The sequence below is a fragment of the Bifidobacterium sp. FKU genome, from assembly GCF_026016385.1.
GTDB lineage: Bacteria > Actinomycetota > Actinomycetes > Actinomycetales > Bifidobacteriaceae > Bifidobacterium > Bifidobacterium infantis.
The window spans coordinates 352,493-370,407 of record NZ_CP092888.1; the positions used below are offsets into that span (position 1 = coordinate 352,493).

The 17,915-nt window shown below is 55.8% G+C and carries 16 protein-coding genes; 10 read left to right on the forward strand and 6 right to left on the reverse strand.

From position 1 onward, the window contains the following. The first annotated feature begins 339 nt into the window (after nt 1-339). The 9 genes from MMB48_RS01615 (at nt 340) to MMB48_RS01655 (ending at nt 9,221) form a co-directional block, all read left to right on the forward strand. Nucleotides 340-483 (forward strand): hypothetical protein, encoded by a 144-nt coding sequence (locus MMB48_RS01615; protein WP_155270633.1) that lies wholly within the window; start codon nt 340-342, stop codon nt 481-483. Nucleotides 484-669: 186 nt separating this feature from the next. After that, nucleotides 670-1,059: a Rid family detoxifying hydrolase gene (locus tag MMB48_RS01620; protein WP_007054771.1), complete on the forward strand. Its 390-nt coding sequence runs from the start codon at nt 670-672 to the stop codon at nt 1,057-1,059. A 183-nt stretch (nt 1,060-1,242) separates the two neighbouring features. Next, nucleotides 1,243-2,160, forward strand: coding sequence for a lysophospholipid acyltransferase family protein (locus tag MMB48_RS01625; protein WP_050496273.1), 918 nt, complete (start codon nt 1,243-1,245; stop codon nt 2,158-2,160). A 93-nt stretch (nt 2,161-2,253) separates the two neighbouring features. Next, nucleotides 2,254-3,255, forward strand: a complete 1,002-nt coding sequence (locus MMB48_RS01630) for an NAD(P)H-dependent glycerol-3-phosphate dehydrogenase (RefSeq protein ID WP_032744584.1) — start codon at nt 2,254-2,256, stop codon at nt 3,253-3,255. A 186-nt stretch (nt 3,256-3,441) separates the two neighbouring features. Continuing rightward, on the forward strand, nt 3,442-4,629 hold the full coding sequence (locus tag MMB48_RS01635; RefSeq protein WP_032744585.1) for a D-alanine--D-alanine ligase family protein: 1,188 nt from the start codon (nt 3,442-3,444) through the stop codon (nt 4,627-4,629). 284 nt (nt 4,630-4,913) lie between these two features. Continuing rightward, nucleotides 4,914-6,077 (forward strand): ABC transporter substrate-binding protein, encoded by a 1,164-nt coding sequence (locus MMB48_RS01640; protein WP_032744586.1) that lies wholly within the window; start codon nt 4,914-4,916, stop codon nt 6,075-6,077. Nucleotides 6,078-6,086: 9 nt separating this feature from the next. Beyond that, nucleotides 6,087-7,034 carry an ABC transporter permease gene (locus MMB48_RS01645; RefSeq protein ID WP_032744587.1) on the forward strand — a complete coding sequence of 316 codons (948 nt, stop codon included), beginning with the start codon at nt 6,087-6,089 and terminating at the stop codon, nt 7,032-7,034. Next, complete coding sequence (locus MMB48_RS01650) at nt 7,031-7,930, forward strand: ABC transporter permease (RefSeq protein ID WP_230581256.1); 900 nt, start codon at nt 7,031-7,033, stop codon at nt 7,928-7,930. Before MMB48_RS01645 ends, MMB48_RS01650 begins: the two co-directional genes overlap by 4 nt. 4 nt (nt 7,931-7,934) lie before the next feature. Continuing rightward, entirely contained in the window at nt 7,935-9,221 is a 1,287-nt protein-coding gene (locus MMB48_RS01655; protein WP_032744588.1) for an ABC transporter ATP-binding protein, read from the forward strand. 402 nt (nt 9,222-9,623) lie between these two features. Here MMB48_RS01655 and MMB48_RS01660 read toward each other — a convergent pair whose 3' ends face one another. From MMB48_RS01660 to merR, 3 genes are all read right to left on the reverse strand, one after another. Then, nucleotides 9,624-10,946 carry an ISL3 family transposase gene (locus MMB48_RS01660; RefSeq protein ID WP_032743809.1) on the reverse strand — a complete coding sequence of 441 codons (1,323 nt, stop codon included), beginning with the start codon at nt 10,944-10,946 and terminating at the stop codon, nt 9,624-9,626. 159 nt (nt 10,947-11,105) lie between these two features. Continuing rightward, on the reverse strand, nt 11,106-12,746 hold the full coding sequence (merA, locus tag MMB48_RS01665; RefSeq protein ID WP_080714717.1) for a mercury(II) reductase: 1,641 nt from the start codon (nt 12,744-12,746) through the stop codon (nt 11,106-11,108). Nucleotides 12,747-12,779: 33 nt separating this feature from the next. Then, a complete protein-coding gene (merR, locus tag MMB48_RS01670; protein ID WP_080714099.1) occupies nt 12,780-13,169 on the reverse strand; it encodes an Hg(II)-responsive transcriptional regulator in 390 nt (129 codons plus the stop codon). Nucleotides 13,170-13,505: 336 nt separating this feature from the next. Between merR and MMB48_RS01675 the strand changes: the two genes are divergently transcribed. Next, nucleotides 13,506-14,537, forward strand: coding sequence for a CPBP family intramembrane glutamic endopeptidase (locus MMB48_RS01675; protein ID WP_080714835.1), 1,032 nt, complete (start codon nt 13,506-13,508; stop codon nt 14,535-14,537). Nucleotides 14,538-14,575: 38 nt separating this feature from the next. Here MMB48_RS01675 and MMB48_RS01680 read toward each other — a convergent pair whose 3' ends face one another. From MMB48_RS01680 to MMB48_RS01690, 3 genes are all read right to left on the reverse strand, one after another. After that, nucleotides 14,576-15,373, reverse strand: a complete 798-nt coding sequence (locus MMB48_RS01680) for a mechanosensitive ion channel family protein (protein ID WP_032744590.1) — start codon at nt 15,371-15,373, stop codon at nt 14,576-14,578. 174 nt (nt 15,374-15,547) lie between these two features. Continuing rightward, nucleotides 15,548-16,981 carry an aspartate ammonia-lyase gene (locus MMB48_RS01685; protein ID WP_032744592.1) on the reverse strand — a complete coding sequence of 478 codons (1,434 nt, stop codon included), beginning with the start codon at nt 16,979-16,981 and terminating at the stop codon, nt 15,548-15,550. Between the two features lie 118 nt (nt 16,982-17,099). Then, entirely contained in the window at nt 17,100-17,831 is a 732-nt protein-coding gene (locus MMB48_RS01690; protein ID WP_013140181.1) for a TetR/AcrR family transcriptional regulator, read from the reverse strand. Nucleotides 17,832-17,915 lie beyond the last annotated feature (84 nt).

Genomic DNA, 17,915 nt, shown 5'->3' on the forward strand with positions numbered 1-17,915 from the left:
TGACAAATCAGCCATTGCCACTGTTTCGCTCATGCTGGTTGCTTTGCATGGCTAAGTGACATGCGGCAAATATTCTGTTCCTCCAGTAACGATTCAGTAACGATGACCTCCCGATTCAGCGAGTTTTGGGCCCTCCAACGAGAAAACAACTAAAGGCAGAAATGGCGGAATTCCAGCGATTATAGCCCCAATCAGTGTTGTCTGATACACTCAGTTTCTGGCCAAGCGGAACAGAAGGTCGTGGGTTCGATCCCCATCAAGCCCACCAGCATGGCTTTCGGCTAGCCGCCGGAAGCCTTTTGCATATTCGGCGCGTGATATTAAGCGCGTGCAAAGCTGGTGCTGGTGCTGGTGCTGGTGCTGGTGCTGGTGCTGGTGCTGGTGCTGGTGTCGGGGTCGGTGATGCCGGCTCGCTTGGGTCGTGGAAAAACCGCCCGGTTTGGCGAGAACGGTAGTCGAATCGTCTGGAATCGTCTGGAATAGCAAGGAATAGTCTGTTGATGGCCGTATGCCGGGCATCATGCGCGCTAAACGCGACTTCGCTCAGTAGACTGCTACGTAATCGGCATTGCCAATCGTTGCTGATCGTGCGATTGGTCGTAGCCGGTGGTGATGTGTACCGGCGCCGGCCGCAGCAGGTGGGCGCCCCAAGATGAGAAGGAGCACAATATGAGCGAAAAGATGGAAGCCGTAGCCACTTCCGAGGCGCCGGCCGCGCTGGGCGCATACAGCCAGGCGGTGAAGGCCAATGGCTTCGTGTTCGTATCCGGCCAGCTGGGCATTGATCCGGCCACCGGCGAACTGGCGGGCGAGACCGCTGGAGAGCAGGCTGCACAGGCGCTGAAGAATATTAAGCACATTCTCGACACTGCCGGTACCGGCATTGAGCATGTGTGCCGTGCCACCATCTACCTGAAGAACGTCGAGGACTTCAAGGAAGTGGACGCACGTTACGCTGAGGCGTTCATCGGCTCCGTCAAGCCCGCCCGCGTGGCCTTTGGCAACAACATGATTCCCAAGGGCGCGCTCGTGGAGATCGACGCCATCGCGGTGGAGTGATTCGAACGTTTCCCCGGCGGCCCGTCTGCGCGCATGGTGTGTGCAGACGGGCCGCCGCGTATTGTGCGACGCATTCCGGGGAATGTTTCGCTGGGCGGGGGGTGCGAGGTGTGGTTCCGCGACACGTTCCCGGGAACGTTGCGCTGGAATCGTTGGGCGGTGGTCCGTGCCACAATAGAGACCATGGCATCCAAAGGAAAACCGTCGCCGCGTTCGGCCGTAAGCCCGCTGAGTGATGAGCAGGTCAAGCGTCTGGCCGCCCGCCACACGCTTGTGGACTCGACACAGTATTACCCGACCGGCCCTCGCACGCCCAATCAGCCGGAGATCGACGCGCAGAATCCCAAGGCCACGAAACGGTTGCTGGCCGGCGTGTCCGGGGTGTTCCGCGCCAGCTGCAAGACCAAGGCCTGGGGCTTGGAACAGGTGCCGGAAACCGGACCGTTCATCACCGCCGCCAGTCATATCACCATGTTTGATGTGTTCGTGCCGATGATGAGCCTGTTCCACATGGGCCGCCGCCCCCGTTACATGGCCAAGGCCGAGATGGCGAAGTGGCCATTGATCGGCAAATGGTTCCAGTTGGTCGGCATGCAGCCGGTGCAGCGTCATTCGGGCAAGGCCAAGCAGATCGAAGAGACCTCGATTGATATTCTGACGTCCGGCCGTCCGCTGACGGTCTGGCCGGAAGGCACCGTGACCCGCGACCCGAAAAAGTGGGTGATGAGCATTAAGGAGGGCGTGGGATATATCGCCCTTGAATCCTCGCGCAGACTGGGGCATCAGGTGCCGCTGTACCCGGCGGTGACGTGGGGTGCCGCCTCCATCAACCACTGGTGGCCATGGCCGCGCAAAAACGTGGTGATGTGCTATGACCATGCGCTCGATTACTCCGATCTGCTTGCCGACATGGACTCATGGGGTGAAGAACCGCCTGCCGAGGCCGTGAACGAGCTGATGTGGCGCGTGCTCAAACGCATGAACACAGTACTGGAGGAAATTCGTGGCGAACAGTTCCCCGCTGAAGGCTACTGGGACTACCGCAGCATGAGTCGCAAGCCTTGGCCTGAAGCCGGCGGCCCGTTCCCGGCTGAGAAGTAGCCGCACAAGTTCCCGTACGGGGAGCCTAGGCGAGTAGCATGGCACAAGATTGTACCGATGAAGTTGCGCGACAAGCGAAGGTAGGAATTTGATATGGGTAAAAATATAACGGTTCTCGGTGCAGGAGCATGGGGTACCGCTTTCGGCCAAGTGCTGGCGGACGCCGGCAACACGGTGACCATGTGGGCCAAGGAGCAGCGGATTGTCGAGGACATTCGCGATCGCCACCACAACACCGTGCGCCTGCCGTCCGTCGAAAAGTTGCCGGACAACATGACCGCCACCGGGGATCGCGCCGAAGCCGTCAAGAACGCGGACATCGTGGTTGTGGCCATCGCCGCGCAGTTCGCGCGAGTGGCACTCGTCGAATTCAAGGGACTGATTCCCGATCACGCCATCGTCGTCAGCCTGATGAAGGGCATCGAGCGTGGCACCAACAAGCGTATGGACGAAGTCGTCCGCGAATCCCTTGACCTGCCGGCCGACCGGTTCGCCGCCATTTCCGGACCGAACCTGTCCAAGGAAATCGCCGATCGTCATCCTGCCGCCACCGTGGTGGCTTGTACGAACCTCGATAATGCCACGAAGGTGGCTGAGGCATGTACCACCTCCTATTTCAAGCCGTTCGTGACTACCGACGTCATCGGCCTGGAAATGTGCGGCAGCCTGAAGAACGTGACCGCGCTGGCCGTGGGCATGGCCCGCGGTGCCGGCTATGGTGAGAACACCGCAGCCATGATCGAAACTCGTGGACTGGCCGAACTGACCGCGCTGGGCGCAGCTGCTGGCGCCGATCCCAAGACCTTCTTCGGCTTGGCCGGTGTGGGTGATCTCATCGCCACCTGTGGCTCTCCGCTGTCTCGTAACTATACGTTCGGCGCGAATCTCGGCAAGGGATTGACGGTCGAGGAGGCCACCAAGGTCAGCAACGGTGTGGCCGAAGGCGTGCCCACCACGGATGCGGTGGTGGCTCTTGGCGAGCAGTTTGATGTGCCGACCCCATTGGCATATCAGATGAGCCGTGTGCTGAACGAAGGCATTTCCTGCTCGGAGATGCTTGCCGGACTGTTCGGGCACGAAGTTACCGGCGAATAACGAGAGAAGCGACGTATACGTGGCGTATACGTTGTACGTGCAAAGTCGTGTGGCGTATACGTCGTTGACGTGCGCGAGTAGACTGGTGTGTGTCTCTTGTGCGCGGCGGTCCGAGCGCGGTTCGGTCCGGTTGGCGGTGCAAAGCATAGGCTTGAAAACGGTTGTAGTTTCAATAAAAGGATGGTTATGGCCAAGAAGCGTGTTGTGGTGCTCTATGGTGGGCGTGCAGACGAGCATTCAATTTCCTGCATCTCCACTGCCGGTGTGCTGGGGGCCATGGACACTGAACGGTTCGAGCCGATTCCGGTCGGCATCACCAAGGACGGCAAGTGGATCATCAACGGCGAAGATCCTCGTGGCTGGAATCTGGATGGCGGCGAGCTGCCGACCGTAAAGATCACCCCGGAATCGCGCCCGGTGATGCTTGACCCCTCTCGCGGCCAGGACGGTTTCTTCATCGGCGAGCCCAGCCACATCAATTCCGCCGATTCCGGCTTCGGCACCAGCTTCGTCAGCATGCCCGACCCGGAAATGCACCATGCGCTGACCTCCCTTGGCCATGTGGACGCGGTACTGCCAGTGCTGCACGGTCCCTATGGCGAGGACGGTACGGTTCAAGGCCTGCTGGAAATGATGGGTGTGCCGTACGTGGGGTGCGGAGTGTTTGCTTCCGCCGCCTGCATGGATAAGCATTACACCAAGGTGGTGCTGGGTGCCGCCGGCATTCCCACCGCGCCGGGTGTGACGGTCGATGCGCGCAACTTCACCGCCGCCGATGTGCTTGCCAAGATCGAGGACGCCGGTCTTACCTATCCGCTGTTCATCAAGCCTTCACGCGCCGGCTCCAGCTTCGGTGTGACCAAGGTCGAGAAAACCGATGACCGCGAGACCCAGCAGGATCGTCTGGCCGCCGCCATCGCCACCGCCGGCGAGCACGATTGGAAGGTGCTCGTTGAGCAGGGGATTGATGGCCGCGAAATCGAATGTGCCGTGCTGTGTCCGAAGGCCGGTGACGAGCCTGAAGCCAGCTGGCCCGGCGAAATCGTGCTCGATCATCAGAACGACGACCAGTTCTACGATTTCGACTCCAAGTACATGGATGCCTCCGCCAGCCACGTGGAAGTGCCTGCCAATCTGCCAGTCAGCGTGCTTGAGGACGTGCGTGACGTGGCCCGGCGTGCGTTCAAGGCCGTGGATGGTGCCGGCTTGAGCCGTGTGGACACCTTCGTGACGCCTGATGGCACGGTGATGGTCAACGAAATCAACACCATGCCCGGCTTCACGCCGATTTCTATGTATCCCAAGGCTTGGGATGCCACCGGAGTGAGCTACACCGAACTCATCACGCGATTGATTGAGGGTGTGCTGAGGTAGGCGCTGCGCGGCGGGCGGATGACGTGGGTCGGCCGGTGGTCGGCCCACGGCCGACACGTCGTCCGTTGTCGTTGCCGTGCCCGTTCCCGTCGTTCGTTCATGCCGGGTTTCCCTAAGTTCAGCGGACGGACACCAAATGGCGAACGCAGTTCATCGTCGCGCCACCGTCAGGACAGGTTGGGCGCTTAGTTTCTTCTCTTGGATTTGCAGGCCGTGCGGATGCCGCGCATCACGGGCCTGATTCCCCAGACCATCGTCTGGATGATGTTGAGAAAAGGAACAGTATGAACAACCTGCGTAAGATCGCGGCCGGCTCCCTTGCCGCCGTACTCGCGTTTTCGATGGCCGCCTGCGGTTCGAGCAACGCCTCCGACGGCAACGCCAAGACCTCCGGCAAGGCCGTCACCGTGAACGAGAAGTCCGCCAAGGCCACCTCCCTCGCCGATTTCGGCACCATGGAGGACCTTGAGAAGGCCGCCAAGGAAGAGGGCGCGCTGAACGTCATCGCCCTTCCGCACGACTGGTCCAACTACGGCGAGGTCATCGAGGGCTTCAAGAAGAAGTACCCGGAGATCAAGGTCACCGAGCTCAACCCGAACGCCTCATCCAAGGAAGAGCTCGACGCCGCTAAGACCAACAAGGGCACCGACGCCGCCCCCGACGTCTTCGATGTCGGCCAGGCCATCGCCGCCACCTCCACCGACTACTTCGCCCCGTACAAGGTGCAGGCCTGGAACAAGATCCCTGATGCTGCCAAGAACGCCGACGGCGCCTACTACGCCGACTACACCGGCATCATGTCCGTGGGCTGGAACGCCGACAAGTACGGCGATGTCGCCTCCCTGAACGACCTGATCGATCCGAAGTTCGCCGGCACCGTGTCCCTGAACGGCAAGCCTACCGAGGCCGGCGCGGCCTTCAACGGCTATCTGATGGTCAACCAGCTCGCCGGCGGCGACATCAACAACCTGCAGCCCGGTCTCGACTTCTTCAAGAAGCTCAAGGAAGCCGGCAACCTGAACACCATCGATGTGACCAACGGCACCATCGACTCTGGCCAGACCGGCGTGGTCTTCGACTGGACCTACAACCAGGCCTCCTACAAGAAGGAACTCAAGTCCAAGGGCGTGAACTGGAAGTACAAGACCTTCCCGAAGGCCCAGGTCGTCAGCTACTACAACCAGGCCATCAACAAGGACGCGCCGCACCCCGCCGCCGCACGCCTGTGGGAGGAATACCTGTACACCGCCGAAACCCAGAACCTGTGGTTCAAGGGCGGTGCCAACCCGGTGCTGCTCGACTCCATGAAGGCCGACGGCACCGTCGACCAGGCCACCCTGAAAGACGCCATCACCATCGAAGGCCAGCCGGTCACCTACAGCAACGATGACTCCACCCGCATCACCGAGTGGCTTCAAAACAACTGGGACAAGACGATCGGCAACTGAGAGTCCACGATGACCGCCGCAATCGCACCCATCGCGCCGGACGGACCCGTCGCCTCCAAGGCCGCGGGTCCGTCCGCCGCATCGTCCCCCGCTTCGTCCGCACTGGCGAAGCACCGTCAGGAGCTTGGCACGCTCGCCACCACGCTCCCGTTCTTCGCCTACACCGCCTGCTTCCTGCTGGCACCCACCGTGATCGTGATCATCGGCGCGTTCCAGGATCGCAGCGGCGGTTTCACGCTTGCGAACTTCCACAAGATGTTCGAAGCCAACACCATCGCCGCATTCGGCACCTCGATTCTGGTGTCTTTAGCATCCTCTCTGATCGGCGCAGTGGTGGGCGCGCTCGCTTCCTACGCACTGGTCATCGGTGCCAAGCCGAACGGCCTGCTGCGTCGTATGGTCTCCGCCATCTCCTCCGTGCTCGCCCAATTCGGCGGCGTGATGCTCGCGTTCGCGTTCATCGCCACCCTCGGCATCAACGGCATCGGCACCATGCTCATCAAAACCCTGACCGGCTATACCGTGAACCCGAACTGGCTCAGCTCCCTGCCGGGGCTGGTGACCGTCTACTGCTACTTCCAGATTCCGCTGATGATCATCATCTTCCTGCCCGCGGTCGATTCGATTCGCCCGCAGTGGCGCGAGGCATGCGAATCCCTCGGTGGCAATACGTTCCAGTACTGGACGCGTGTGGCCTGTCCGATTCTGGCACCCCGCTTCATCTCGGCGTTCCTGCTGTTGTTCGCCTCCGCGTTCTCCGCCTATGCGACCGCCGCAGCCCTGTTCTCGCAGCGCTCGATTCTGGTGCCGTTGATGATCCAAGGTGCCATGCGCAATGAGATGGACCCCAACCAGCAAGGCTTTGCCCAGGTGCTGGCATTCGCAATGATCATCGTCGTGGCCATCGTCATGCTGCTGAGCCACGCCGTGGAGAAGAGGGCCGGACGTTGGCAATGACTTCCCGAACCATACGCACCGTCGAAACCGTCGGCACCGGCGAAACCGTCGGCACCGGCGTCAAGCCGCCGCAGCTGCGTGCCGCCCGCGTGCGCAGGCAGAGCATCATCAAATTCGTGATCCTGTTCGCCACCCTGTCGTTCCTGTTCGTGCCGCTGCTGGCCATGTTCATCTTCACGCTGCGGCACCCGTTGTCCGGTCGCTGGTCGGCCGCGCCGTGGACGGCGATTTTCACCGGCAACGGCGAATCGTTGGGCGCCGATCTGAGCGTGCTATGGCAGGGCGTCGGCATCTCGCTGTCGTTGAGCGCCGTCACCGTCGCGATCATGCTCATCCTGCTGGTGCCCACCATGGTCATCGTGCATATTCGGTCCAAAGCCCTAGAGCGTGCGATCGAATGGGTGGCCACCTTGCCGCTGACCATTCCGGCCATCGTACTGGTGGTGGGTTTGGGCCCGATCTACCGCTGGCTGTCCGCCGACGTGTTGAGCACCAACCCAATCTGGCTGTGCTTCGCCTACGTGATTCTCGTGATGCCGTTCGCCTTCCGCGCGATCGCCGTGGGGCTTAACTCCATCGACGTCAAGACGCTGGTCGAGGCATCCCGCTCGCTCGGTGCCTCCTGGCCCAAGGTGTTCCTCAAGGTGATCATCCCGAACCTATGGCAGTCGATTCTCTCGGCATCCTTTATCTCCATCGCCGTGGTGCTGGGCGAATACACCGTCGCCTCGCTGCTCGGCCGTATGAACCTGCAGGTCGCGCTCTACCAGCTCGGCCAGTCCAATTCTCAAATCTCCACTGCCATGTCGCTGCTGGCTTTGCTCTTCGGCGTGGTGCTCCTCGTTGCGCTCGACCTGATCTCCGACGCAATGCGTAAGTCAAGGGAAGGTAAGTGACCCGATGAACAACGATTCAACTCCCACCCGTCAGGAAACCGGTACCGCAGTGGACGCCGCCCCGGCGTCCCCGGCCATCCCGGCAGCCGTGTCCTCTACCGCCGAAGACGCCTTCAAGAACGATCCCACCGCTACCCTCGAGGGCGTGCGCGGCAAGGACGTGACCAAGGCCGCCAAGGCCCTGCTCAAAGACACCGTCAAGCGCGGCGGTGGTTCCATTCAGATGCAGAACGTCGTCAAGATCTATCCCGGCTCCACCGTTCACGCGCTCGACGACTTCAACCTGGACATTAAGCCCGGCGAAATGGTCGTGCTGCTCGGTGGATCCGGTTGCGGCAAATCCACCGCGCTGCGTTCGCTTGCCGGTCTCGAAGACATCCAAGGCGGACGCATCATGGTCGGCGGACAGGACGTCACCGGTGTGCCGGTGAACAAGCGCGAGATGGCCATGGTGTTCCAGGCGTACTCGCTGTTCCCGCACATGACCGCCCTTGAGAACGTGGAATTCGGCCTCGAAGTGCGCGGCATGGGCAAGGCCGAACGCCGCAAGATCGCCATGGAACAGCTGGAGCTCGTGGGGCTTGCCGATCAGGCCAAGAAGTACACGCAGCAGATGTCCGGCGGCCAGCAACAGCGCGTGGCCCTGGCCCGCGCGCTGGCCGTCAAGCCGCGCGTGCTCCTGCTCGACGAGCCTCTTTCCGCCCTCGACGCCAAGGTGCGTGTGCAGCTGCGCGACCAGATTCGCCGCATCCAACTCACCACCGGCACCACAACCGTCTTCGTGACCCACGATCAGGAGGAGGCGCTGGCCGTGGCCGACCGCATCGGCGTGATGAACAAGGGCAAGATCGAGCAGATCGCCGCCCCGCAGGACCTGTACCAGCGCCCTGCCACCGAGTACGTGGCCACGTTCATCGGTCTCACCAACCGTCTGCCCGGCGCATCCAATGGCGACGAGGCCGTGGTCTTCGGCCAGCGCGTGCCGCTGCTCGCCGGCTCCGCCAAGGGCGATTCCGTGGCCGTGCTCGTGCGCCCGGAGAATCTGACCCTGACCCCGGCCGGCGACAACGATTCCCATGTGGGCGAACGCGCTCGCGTGGAGGTCATTCACTTCCTTGGCTCTTTGGTTCGTGTGGACACGGTCATCACCTCCGGCGAATACCAGCGCTGGAACAAGGGTGAACAGCTCAAGGCCACCGTGCAGCTGCCCGCCAGCGAGCTGCCGGCCGGTCTGGCGGTGGGCGATGACGTGATTGTCGCCCCGCGTCCGGTCGCCGTGCTCGCCTGCTGAATGGCGCTGCGATGATCGTGCGGTTCTGTTCTGTTTTTTGTGACTGTACGATCGTCGAATGGCTTATCGGCAATGATGTGTGTGGGACGGCGGCGATTTTTGGGCGATTATCGCGTGCCGTCCCACGCCGGTGCGGGATGGCATGAACGTCAAACGATGTACATTCGTGCCGTCCCACAGAATGTATTGGGGAATCGTTGCAATGACGCCATTTCTTCGTGCGGCGTCATCAGTCATATGTGGAGTGGTGTGGGCCGCCGCGAAAAAATCGGGTAAAATCGCGTGGCATCCCACAGTAATCTTGCAGAGTAGGGGACTTTCTCGTCATTGGGAATGATTGACGTTGATCATTCCTTGCCCATTGATGATTTCGGGTATTCGGATTTTATGGTGGAAAAGGGCTTATAAATCACCCTTCTCCAAATTCTTAATAAGTGTGGAAAAATCGACACCTAAGTTGTCTGTAATGTCGTGATCATTCACTTCATGCCAATTGAAAGTATCGTATAACATAGCTTTATTGAAAGCACTTGAATTAAATCGTGGCTTACGCTTTTTATGGAGCTTCTCATTGAAAAGGATTTTGGCTCGTAAGGCATCAAACGAGTAACCTCTACCCATTCGCTCTACCTGCCTAATAATGCTGTTAATTGACTCCGTATAAGCATTAGTGAGCCTTTTATCAAAGTAGTTGAATATTTCAACATGCCAGTTGTCTACGGCTCTCACGAGGTCTTTATATGCGTCTTTAGAGTTGCTGGACATACAACGGTGTCTCCATTGACTATAACGAAGATGACCTTCATCTGGATCAGGAGTATCCCATATCCAGTAAAACTCTTCTTTGAGTTCATAGGCTTCTTTTAAAGCAGGAAGATTACCTAACCAAGTATCTAAGAGGAATGATTCACGTTCATTTAGATCGTGTTTACGCTTTAGAAGGATAAACCTTTCACGCATAAGGGTACGTCTTTCTTTTTGGCTCATATGGGCTTTCAAAGACTTTCTGACGTTATCTAAGGCTTGATTAGCCATTCTAACTACATGAAACTTATCTACGACAACTTTAGCTTGTGGAAGGATAGTGTTCACTGCGTCTTTGTAGGGCTTCCACATATCCATTGTGACGTACTCAATGTAAGTCCTGTCACTGATTTCTGAAAGACGTTGGATGACTGTTTCCTTGTTACGGTTAGGCTTGATGTCATAAATAGTCCTGCGTTCAATATTAGTCAATACAAGCCGAGGTCTACGGATAATATGTATCTCGTCTATCCCAAGCCACTTAGGAGTTTCAAACTGGTATTCACGTTCTTTGAGTGCCACATAGTCCTTAAAAACGTTCCTAATGGTTTTCTCGTCAACACCAACGCTTTCTGCGACTTCTACAAAGGTCTTAGACATGGATTGCTCTTGAATGGACTTTAAAAGCCTTTTGGTCATACTACGCTTTTCATCTACAGATATTAGGCGTTCCCAGAAGGTAGATCCGCATTCACGACACTTGTATCGTCTACGGTTCAATTGTAAGCCCACTCGCTTTAAACGAATGGGCAAATCCATAATTAGTTGATTTCTTGAACTGTGTTTGTACAACTTGTCAAAACCACATTTAGGACAACGTTCAGGTGGTCCGACTGCTTCAACTTTAAACATCATATCGGTTTCATTTTCTTGTGGCGGTTCTATTGTTTTAATGTCTGGTAGGGATAATAAGTCTGACATATTATTCATCCTTTATTACTCTGCGGTGTTAAGGTATCAATTATAGATTTGATGTCGAAATCATCAGTGTTAAATTATTTTTGTGACCACAAATGCACTTAGAAAATCCCTTAAAGCATTAGCTGGTTCACTTGAATAGGGAGTTGTAAAAAAGTTCCCTTAGCCTGCACAACAAGATAATTTCGAAATATCTTTATCGAACGTAAGTGCAACTAATTTTAGCCCTTCAGCCATTGTTAAATATGGTGCTAGGGTTTCTGTTAAATCTTCTATCGTTAAGCCAAATTTAACAGCTAATGATGCTGCATAGATGACATCTCCTGCATTTTCAGATACAATATGAACCCCTAATACTTTTAGTGTTTCTGCATCTGCTACTAGTTTAAATACACCGGTTGTTTCACGGTTTACAATTGCTCTTGGAACAGCATCTAAAGGTAATACAGATGTCTTCACATCATACCCTTTCTCTTTTGCTTGTTCTTCTGTTAAACCAACCGTTGCAACCGTCGGATTCGTAAACGTAACAGCAGGAACTACCGATAAATCTATTTTTTTGTTTAATCCACCAATAGCATTATCAGTAATAATTCCACCTTCATAGGCTGCTACATATACAAATTGTGGTCCTAAAGTCACATCTCCTGCTGCATAAATCTTTTCATTACTTGTTTGACCAAAATCATTGATCAGGATTTCATTATCTTTTCCAGTTTCAACACCTGCTGCACTTAAATTTAAAGAATCCGTATTTGGTTTTCTTCCAGTGGCAACAAGTAACTGATCTGATTCAATGACTTCTCTACTGCCATTTACTGTTACGTAAACCCTTTTTATCTCTCCACTTTGTTCAACACGCTCAAAAGTCGCCCCTTTGACAAGGTTTATACCCTGTTCAATTAACGCTTTTTCAACTGACTCTGAAATCTCAGGATCATACTCCTTTAAAAGTCGCTCACTTCTTTGCATAAGCGTTATTTCTGAACCTAAATGATGAAATAGTTGTCCAAGCTCCATTCCAATGTATCCTGAACCAATTACAGTTAATCGTTTTGGTATTTTCTTTAACTCAAGAAGTGTTGTACTAGTTAAATAGTCCATTTTTTCAAGTCCTGAAATTTGGGGCAACGAAGGCGATGCACCTGTTGCAATTAAAAAGCGTTTTGCAGATAACTTTGTCCCATTGACCTCAACCGTACTAGCATCAACGAATTTTGCTTCACCTTTAATTAAATCAAAATTATATTCATCAATTAAATCCATATATTTTTGATTCCGAAGTTCGCTCACCAATTTATCCTTTTGCGTGATTAAACTAGCTAAATCCACTTCTCCAGCGGATGTTTGTAAACCTATAAACGGATTGTCTTTTGATAAATGATTGATTTCCCCTGCCCTAAGAAGAGTTTTTGACGGAACACAGCCAATATTCACACAGGTTCCCCCAACCGTTCCACGCTCAATCATTCCAACTTTTGCACCGTATTCTATAGCTTTAATTGCCGAAGAAAAGGCAGCAGCACCAGAACCAATAATAAGAAGGTCATAATTGTCTTCATTAATTAACGCCACGTTTTCTAGTGATGATACTTCTTCAATTTCTCCGGCTTGGTAATTTGCTTCATCAATCGCCTTTATTGCACTTTCAACCTCAATATCATCGGGCAGTTCAAATACTGCTTCACCACGACGATAACTAGACTCAATATTTTTAGCACCTATCTTTTCAAGTGCTGATTCTACGTGTTTTTCACAACCCGTACAAGTCATTCCTGAAATGTTTACCTTAAATTTATTCATAAAAAAGCTCCTTTCGTTAATTAATCTCTCATGTTATAATGTTTCTATTATTGGACACGAATGTAATTTCTTTTCATCTGGACATCGTTGTTTTAAGTCGTCTAACATAGTTTCAATTCGTTTTAAATCCTCTATTTGTTTTTGCACTTCCTTTTGTTTTTTAGAAACAAATTCGAACATATCTTGACAACGAACTTCATCTTTATCTACAACACCAAGTAATTTATAAATCTCGCTTAAAGAGAAACCAAGTTCCTGTATTCGTTTAATAACCCCAACACGCTTAACGTCATCATATGAATATATCCGATAACCAGCTTCCGTTCGGTGAGGTTCTTGTAATAAATTTTTTCGCTCGTAATATCTGATCGTTTCTTTATTAACTCCACATTTATCTGCAAACTCACTAATGCGATAAATCATCTTATTTCACCCCCTGAATATTATAAACCATGTACCATAGTACACGGTCAAGTAAATTGGACTATTTTATTTTTTTCCCAAAGTATCACTCGTATGTGATTGATACTTTTATATAATACTATTGATTTTCCTAACATCCCACCAGAAAATCCGATTTAAACACCAGTTGTTTTTAAACTATTAAGAAAGTAATTCCACTATATATTCCGAAGACCCATGATTTCTTCCCCCATTCCCAATGCAATCGAAACGCCGTGCCGTATTCTTGAAGAGTATTGCACGTGTGATCGGTCCGTTTGCGGCCAGTAACTATGGGGGATAAGTATGAGCAAACCAATGCCGCCGGCGCAGCAGCCGCAGGTACCTGAGCAACCACAGCATCCGCAACAAACCCCGCGCGATTGGTGGTTCACGGCCCATCGCCGGTTTTCGACAATCGGCTCGGCGCTCGCCATTATGATGGTGTTCTGGATCGGACTGAATACTCTGGCCACTGAAGCACTACGAACGCTGCTTGGCGCCGATGTGCCCGCTTGGGCTGTGTTGCTCGCCTCCTCCGGGCCGCTGTATGTGGTGGCCATGCCGCTGAGTATGTTGGCTTTCACTCGCGTACCGGTTATTCGCACCCGGCAGTACCCCATGAAGGCGGGGGAGTTCATTCAGATTTTCGTCATGTGCATTCCGGTAATGCTCTTGGGCAATATGATTGGCAATATATTGTCTGCCGGAGCCACTGATGGTCAGGCCACCAATCGCATCAACGACATGATTCTTGGCAGCGACTGGCGGGTGAACGCATTGTTCATAGGCCTGTTGGCACCGGTTTGCGAAGAATGGATTTTTCGCAAGGAGATTATCTCCCGCCTGCGCCGGTACGGAGAAAAGACCGCAATCATGTTCTCCGCATTGGCATTCGCGCTATTCCATATGAACGTGTTCCAGTTCTTCTACGCCTTTGGCCTAGGACTGATGTTCGGATATGTATACACACGCACCTCCCGACTGCGGTATTCAGTGGCTATGCACATGCTGATCAACCTGAACGGGTCAGTACTCGCCCCATTGGTGATACAACAGATCGATCCCCGCATCCTCGACGGCACAATCAGCGAGGCCGAAATCATGCGTATGGCTGAAACCGGCAACATGGGCGGCATGGGCATCATGATGTTGTACGGCACAATGATGTTGGGCCTCTGCATTGCCGGTATCGTGCTGCTTATCACCAAGCGCAAGAGCTGGGAGTTCTATCTTGCGCCAGAGGAGTTGCCTGCGGGGCTTAAAATACGCACCGCTTATGCCAATCCCGGCGTTATCTCGTACCTACTGTTGACTGTGATTCTTACCGGTTGGATGCTGTTCGCATGACTGTCATAGCCGGACCCAGAGAGGCGAGCCGGGAGATATCACAGATTGTCTGACGAGCCGCCATCTTCAACAAGGTATTTAGTGCCCGAACCGGCGATGGCGCGCGCGGCCATATCCCTCACGGTGGAGGGCAGCACGCCCTCGCGGGCGAACACCAGCACCTGACCGGTCATGCCGTACGGGGAGAAGCCGGTGAACTTGACCAGCGGCGGCTGGCCCTCCAACGTCACGTCGGCGGTGGCTTTGGTTACGCGGTCGAGAATATCCCTGCTGATCGCGGACGGATCGCCAGAGGCCTTGGCCGTGAATTCAAGCGTGGCCATGCCTTCGCTGGCCGGCGTGAGCTTGGTCAAGGCGGCCGTGTTGAGCACCGAATTGGGAATGACCATCATGTCCCCGGAGCGGGTGCGCACCACGGTCTGCCGCCAGGTGATGTCATGCACGGTGCCCGTGACGCCTTGAATGGTCACCAGGTCGCCGGGCTGGATCACGCGGCCCAGCATCAGGCCGAAACCGCCGATGACGTTGGCGATCGTATCCTTCAAACCCAGTGAGATCGCCACGCCTCCGACGCCGAGGGCGGTGACCAGGGTGGTCGGATTGATGCCGAACACCGGTTGCAGCACCATCGCCGTACCGGTGACCCAGATGGTCACGCGCGTGAGATTCACGAAAATCGAGGCGCTGGGAATCTGCGAACTATCCAGAACCCTGCGCAGCACGCGGCTGATCACGCGATCGGCCGCGAACACGACGGCCAGCACGACGGCCAGCCAGATGAGCTTGCCCGCATTGACCTGGAACCAGTGTGCGATATCTTGTGCATATTCGGTCATATGCCCTACTGTATCGACCATTTCTGGTGAAGTCGTAAACATGCGGGCCCACGTCGGGTTTTGGCCGTTGCGGTGGTGCCGGTGGTGCGATACCGGTGGCGTGCCGTCGGCACCACCGGCACCACCGCGGCACCGCGGTGCAGCATCGTCGTGACGATGACGTCGCGGTGACGCCTAGTCCCGATGCTCGCGGCAGGTCTGTCCGAGACCCCTGGCCAAACGAATCGGGTCGAGAATCTCATCCAGTTGCTCGGCGGGCAGGTCGGTGCGTTCGCCGGCCACCTCACGCACGGTGCGACCGGTGCGCACGGCTTCGGCGGCGATGTCGGCCGCATGCTCATAGCCGATGTAGTGGTTGAGTGCGGCGGCGATCGACGGCGAGGACTGGGCATACGAGCGTCCCAGACCGACGTGGATCTCGATGCCCTCCACGCAATTGACGCGGAATGTCTCCATGGCCCGCGTCAACAGGGCCATGCCGGTCAACAGCTCGTGCACCATCACCGGGTCGAAGGCGTTCAGCTGCAACTGTCCCTCGGCCACGGCCCAATTCACGGTCACATCCATGCCGAAGATCGTGAAGCAGCACTGGTTGACGCATTCGGGGATCACCGGGTTCACCTTGGCCGGCATAATCGACGAGCCGGCCTGACGCGCCGGCACGTTGAGATCGTTGAAACCGCAGCGCGGCCCGGAATTGAGCAGTCGCAAATCGTCGGCGGCCTTCTTCAGGTGCACGGCGAGGCTCTTGATGGCAGCCGACGTGGCCACGTACGCGCCCATATCCGTCATGGCGGCCACGGGGTCGGGGGCGGCGGTGACCGGCAACCCGGTGATGTGCGCCAGATGCCTGATGGCGGACTTGCGGAATCGCAGATCCGCGCAAATGCCGGTACCGATGGCGGTGGCACCGAGGTTGAGCTGGGCCAGCAGCGGCACCACGCGATCGAATGCAGCCAAATCAGACTTCAACAGCGTGGCAAACGCATGAAATTCCTGACCATAGGTCATTGGTACGGCGTCCTGCAGCTGCGTGCGGCCAATCGTCACGTCATTGATATGTTTGTCGGCCAGATCGTGGAAGGCCTTGGCGAGTTTCTTGGTGGACTCGGCGAGCGGCCCGATCGCGTCGATAAGCGCGAGTTTGCAGGCGGCCGGGTAGGTGTCGTTCGTGGACTGCGACTCGTTGACGTCGTCGTTCGGATGGATGTATGTGTAATCGCCGCGCTGGTGGCCGGCGATTTCCAGCGCACGGTTGGCGATCACCTCGTTCATGTTCATGTTCGACGAGGTGCCGGCACCGCCCTGCATCACATCGACCGGGAACTGATCGGCCAGTTTGCCGGCCTCGATTTCCAGGCAGGCGGCGCGAATGGCCTCGGCCTTGGCCGGGTCGATCAGGCCTAATTCCTCATTGGCGATGGCGCAGGCGCGCTTGACCGTGGCATAGGCGCGAATCAGCTCGGGATGTTGGCTATCGGTGATGCCGGAGACCGGGAAGTTGCCGATAGCGCGCTGGGTGTGAATGCCCCAGTAGACGTTCGCCGGCACCTCCATCTGGCCGATGCAGTCATGTTCCAGACGGGTTTTGTTCGATGTTTCGCTCATGCTTCCATCTTCCTGTGTGAGGGCTGGAAACGCCAGCATGAGAGGCTGATTGCGCCTTGTGAGAAACCTCACGCAGGGTTCAATTCGACGGAAACAATCCAGACTCACTGGTTTTCGGTCAAGCGGTGTACCCGGGGAATCCTGCGGGGCCGTTCGACGGTGAGATGGGGGATGGCGCGGCATGCGTGGCGGCGGCCGGCATGCCGGGGGCGGCCGAATCCTGCGCATTGTGCACGAAGATGCGATTCCAGTAATTGAGCATGTCCTTTTGGCTCATGGCCAGGTATATGCCCATGGCCAGCACGGCCACATCTTCTTTAAGCAGGTCTTTGATTTCGATGGCGTCGCTCAATTCGGGCCAACGTTGCAGCACGGCGAGCATGCCGCCCACGGTGAACTCGACCATGAGATCGGTTTTCAGGTCAAGGTTCTTGGGGTCGCGTTGCAATGTGCTGAGCATTTGCAGACGGCAGAAGTCGCGCAGCGATTCGGTCAGTTCAAGCGTGCTGTGCGGGCCTGCCAACAGGGCCAGGCGGTCGAGGCGTTGCCGTTGCTCTGGATCGGAGAGCGTGGCGGTGACGCGGTCTCGCCATTGTTCCTCGGGATTGCCATTTGGGTCGGGGGTGCGGTTGATCGGAATCGATTCGACCTGATGCAGGATGGCTGAATCGGCCAATTCGGGCAGGCTGGAGAAGTGATAATAGAACGAATTACGGTTCACGCCAGCCTCACGCACCACATCGGTGACGGTGATCTTGCGGTAGTCGCGGTCGGCGAGCAATTCCCAGAAAGCGTTCTCTAGGCGTTCTTTGGCGGGCAGCACCTCGGAATCATGGCGTGGACGTGGCATCTCTTCCTCCTGATGCACCAGCGTGATATGGTCACGCTGTCTAATAACTTATTGGGCAGTATAACTATTATTTGTGGACATGTC

Excerpts from the sequence above, each read along its gene's own strand:
- MMB48_RS01680 (WP_032744590.1), bottom strand. The coding sequence starts at position 15,373 with ATGACCGAATATGCACAAGATATCGCACACTGGTTCCAGGTCAATGCG.
- MMB48_RS01650 (WP_230581256.1), top strand. The coding sequence starts at position 7,031 with ATGACTTCCCGAACCATACGCACCGTCGAAACCGTCGGCACCGGCGAA.
- MMB48_RS01645 (WP_032744587.1), top strand. The coding sequence starts at position 6,087 with ATGACCGCCGCAATCGCACCCATCGCGCCGGACGGACCCGTCGCCTCC.
- MMB48_RS01655 (WP_032744588.1), top strand. The coding sequence starts at position 7,935 with ATGAACAACGATTCAACTCCCACCCGTCAGGAAACCGGTACCGCAGTG.
- MMB48_RS01630 (WP_032744584.1), top strand. The coding sequence starts at position 2,254 with ATGGGTAAAAATATAACGGTTCTCGGTGCAGGAGCATGGGGTACCGCT.
- MMB48_RS01635 (WP_032744585.1), top strand. The coding sequence starts at position 3,442 with ATGGCCAAGAAGCGTGTTGTGGTGCTCTATGGTGGGCGTGCAGACGAG.
- merA (WP_080714717.1), bottom strand. The coding sequence starts at position 12,746 with ATGAATAAATTTAAGGTAAACATTTCAGGAATGACTTGTACGGGTTGT.
- MMB48_RS01685 (WP_032744592.1), bottom strand. The coding sequence starts at position 16,981 with ATGAGCGAAACATCGAACAAAACCCGTCTGGAACATGACTGCATCGGC.
- MMB48_RS01675 (WP_080714835.1), top strand. The coding sequence starts at position 13,506 with ATGCCGCCGGCGCAGCAGCCGCAGGTACCTGAGCAACCACAGCATCCG.
- MMB48_RS01640 (WP_032744586.1), top strand. The coding sequence starts at position 4,914 with ATGAACAACCTGCGTAAGATCGCGGCCGGCTCCCTTGCCGCCGTACTC.
- merR (WP_080714099.1), bottom strand. The coding sequence starts at position 13,169 with ATGATTTATCGCATTAGTGAGTTTGCAGATAAATGTGGAGTTAATAAA.
- MMB48_RS01690 (WP_013140181.1), bottom strand. The coding sequence starts at position 17,831 with ATGCCACGTCCACGCCATGATTCCGAGGTGCTGCCCGCCAAAGAACGC.
- MMB48_RS01660 (WP_032743809.1), bottom strand. The coding sequence starts at position 10,946 with ATGTCAGACTTATTATCCCTACCAGACATTAAAACAATAGAACCGCCA.
- MMB48_RS01620 (WP_007054771.1), top strand. The coding sequence starts at position 670 with ATGAGCGAAAAGATGGAAGCCGTAGCCACTTCCGAGGCGCCGGCCGCG.
- MMB48_RS01625 (WP_050496273.1), top strand. The coding sequence starts at position 1,243 with ATGGCATCCAAAGGAAAACCGTCGCCGCGTTCGGCCGTAAGCCCGCTG.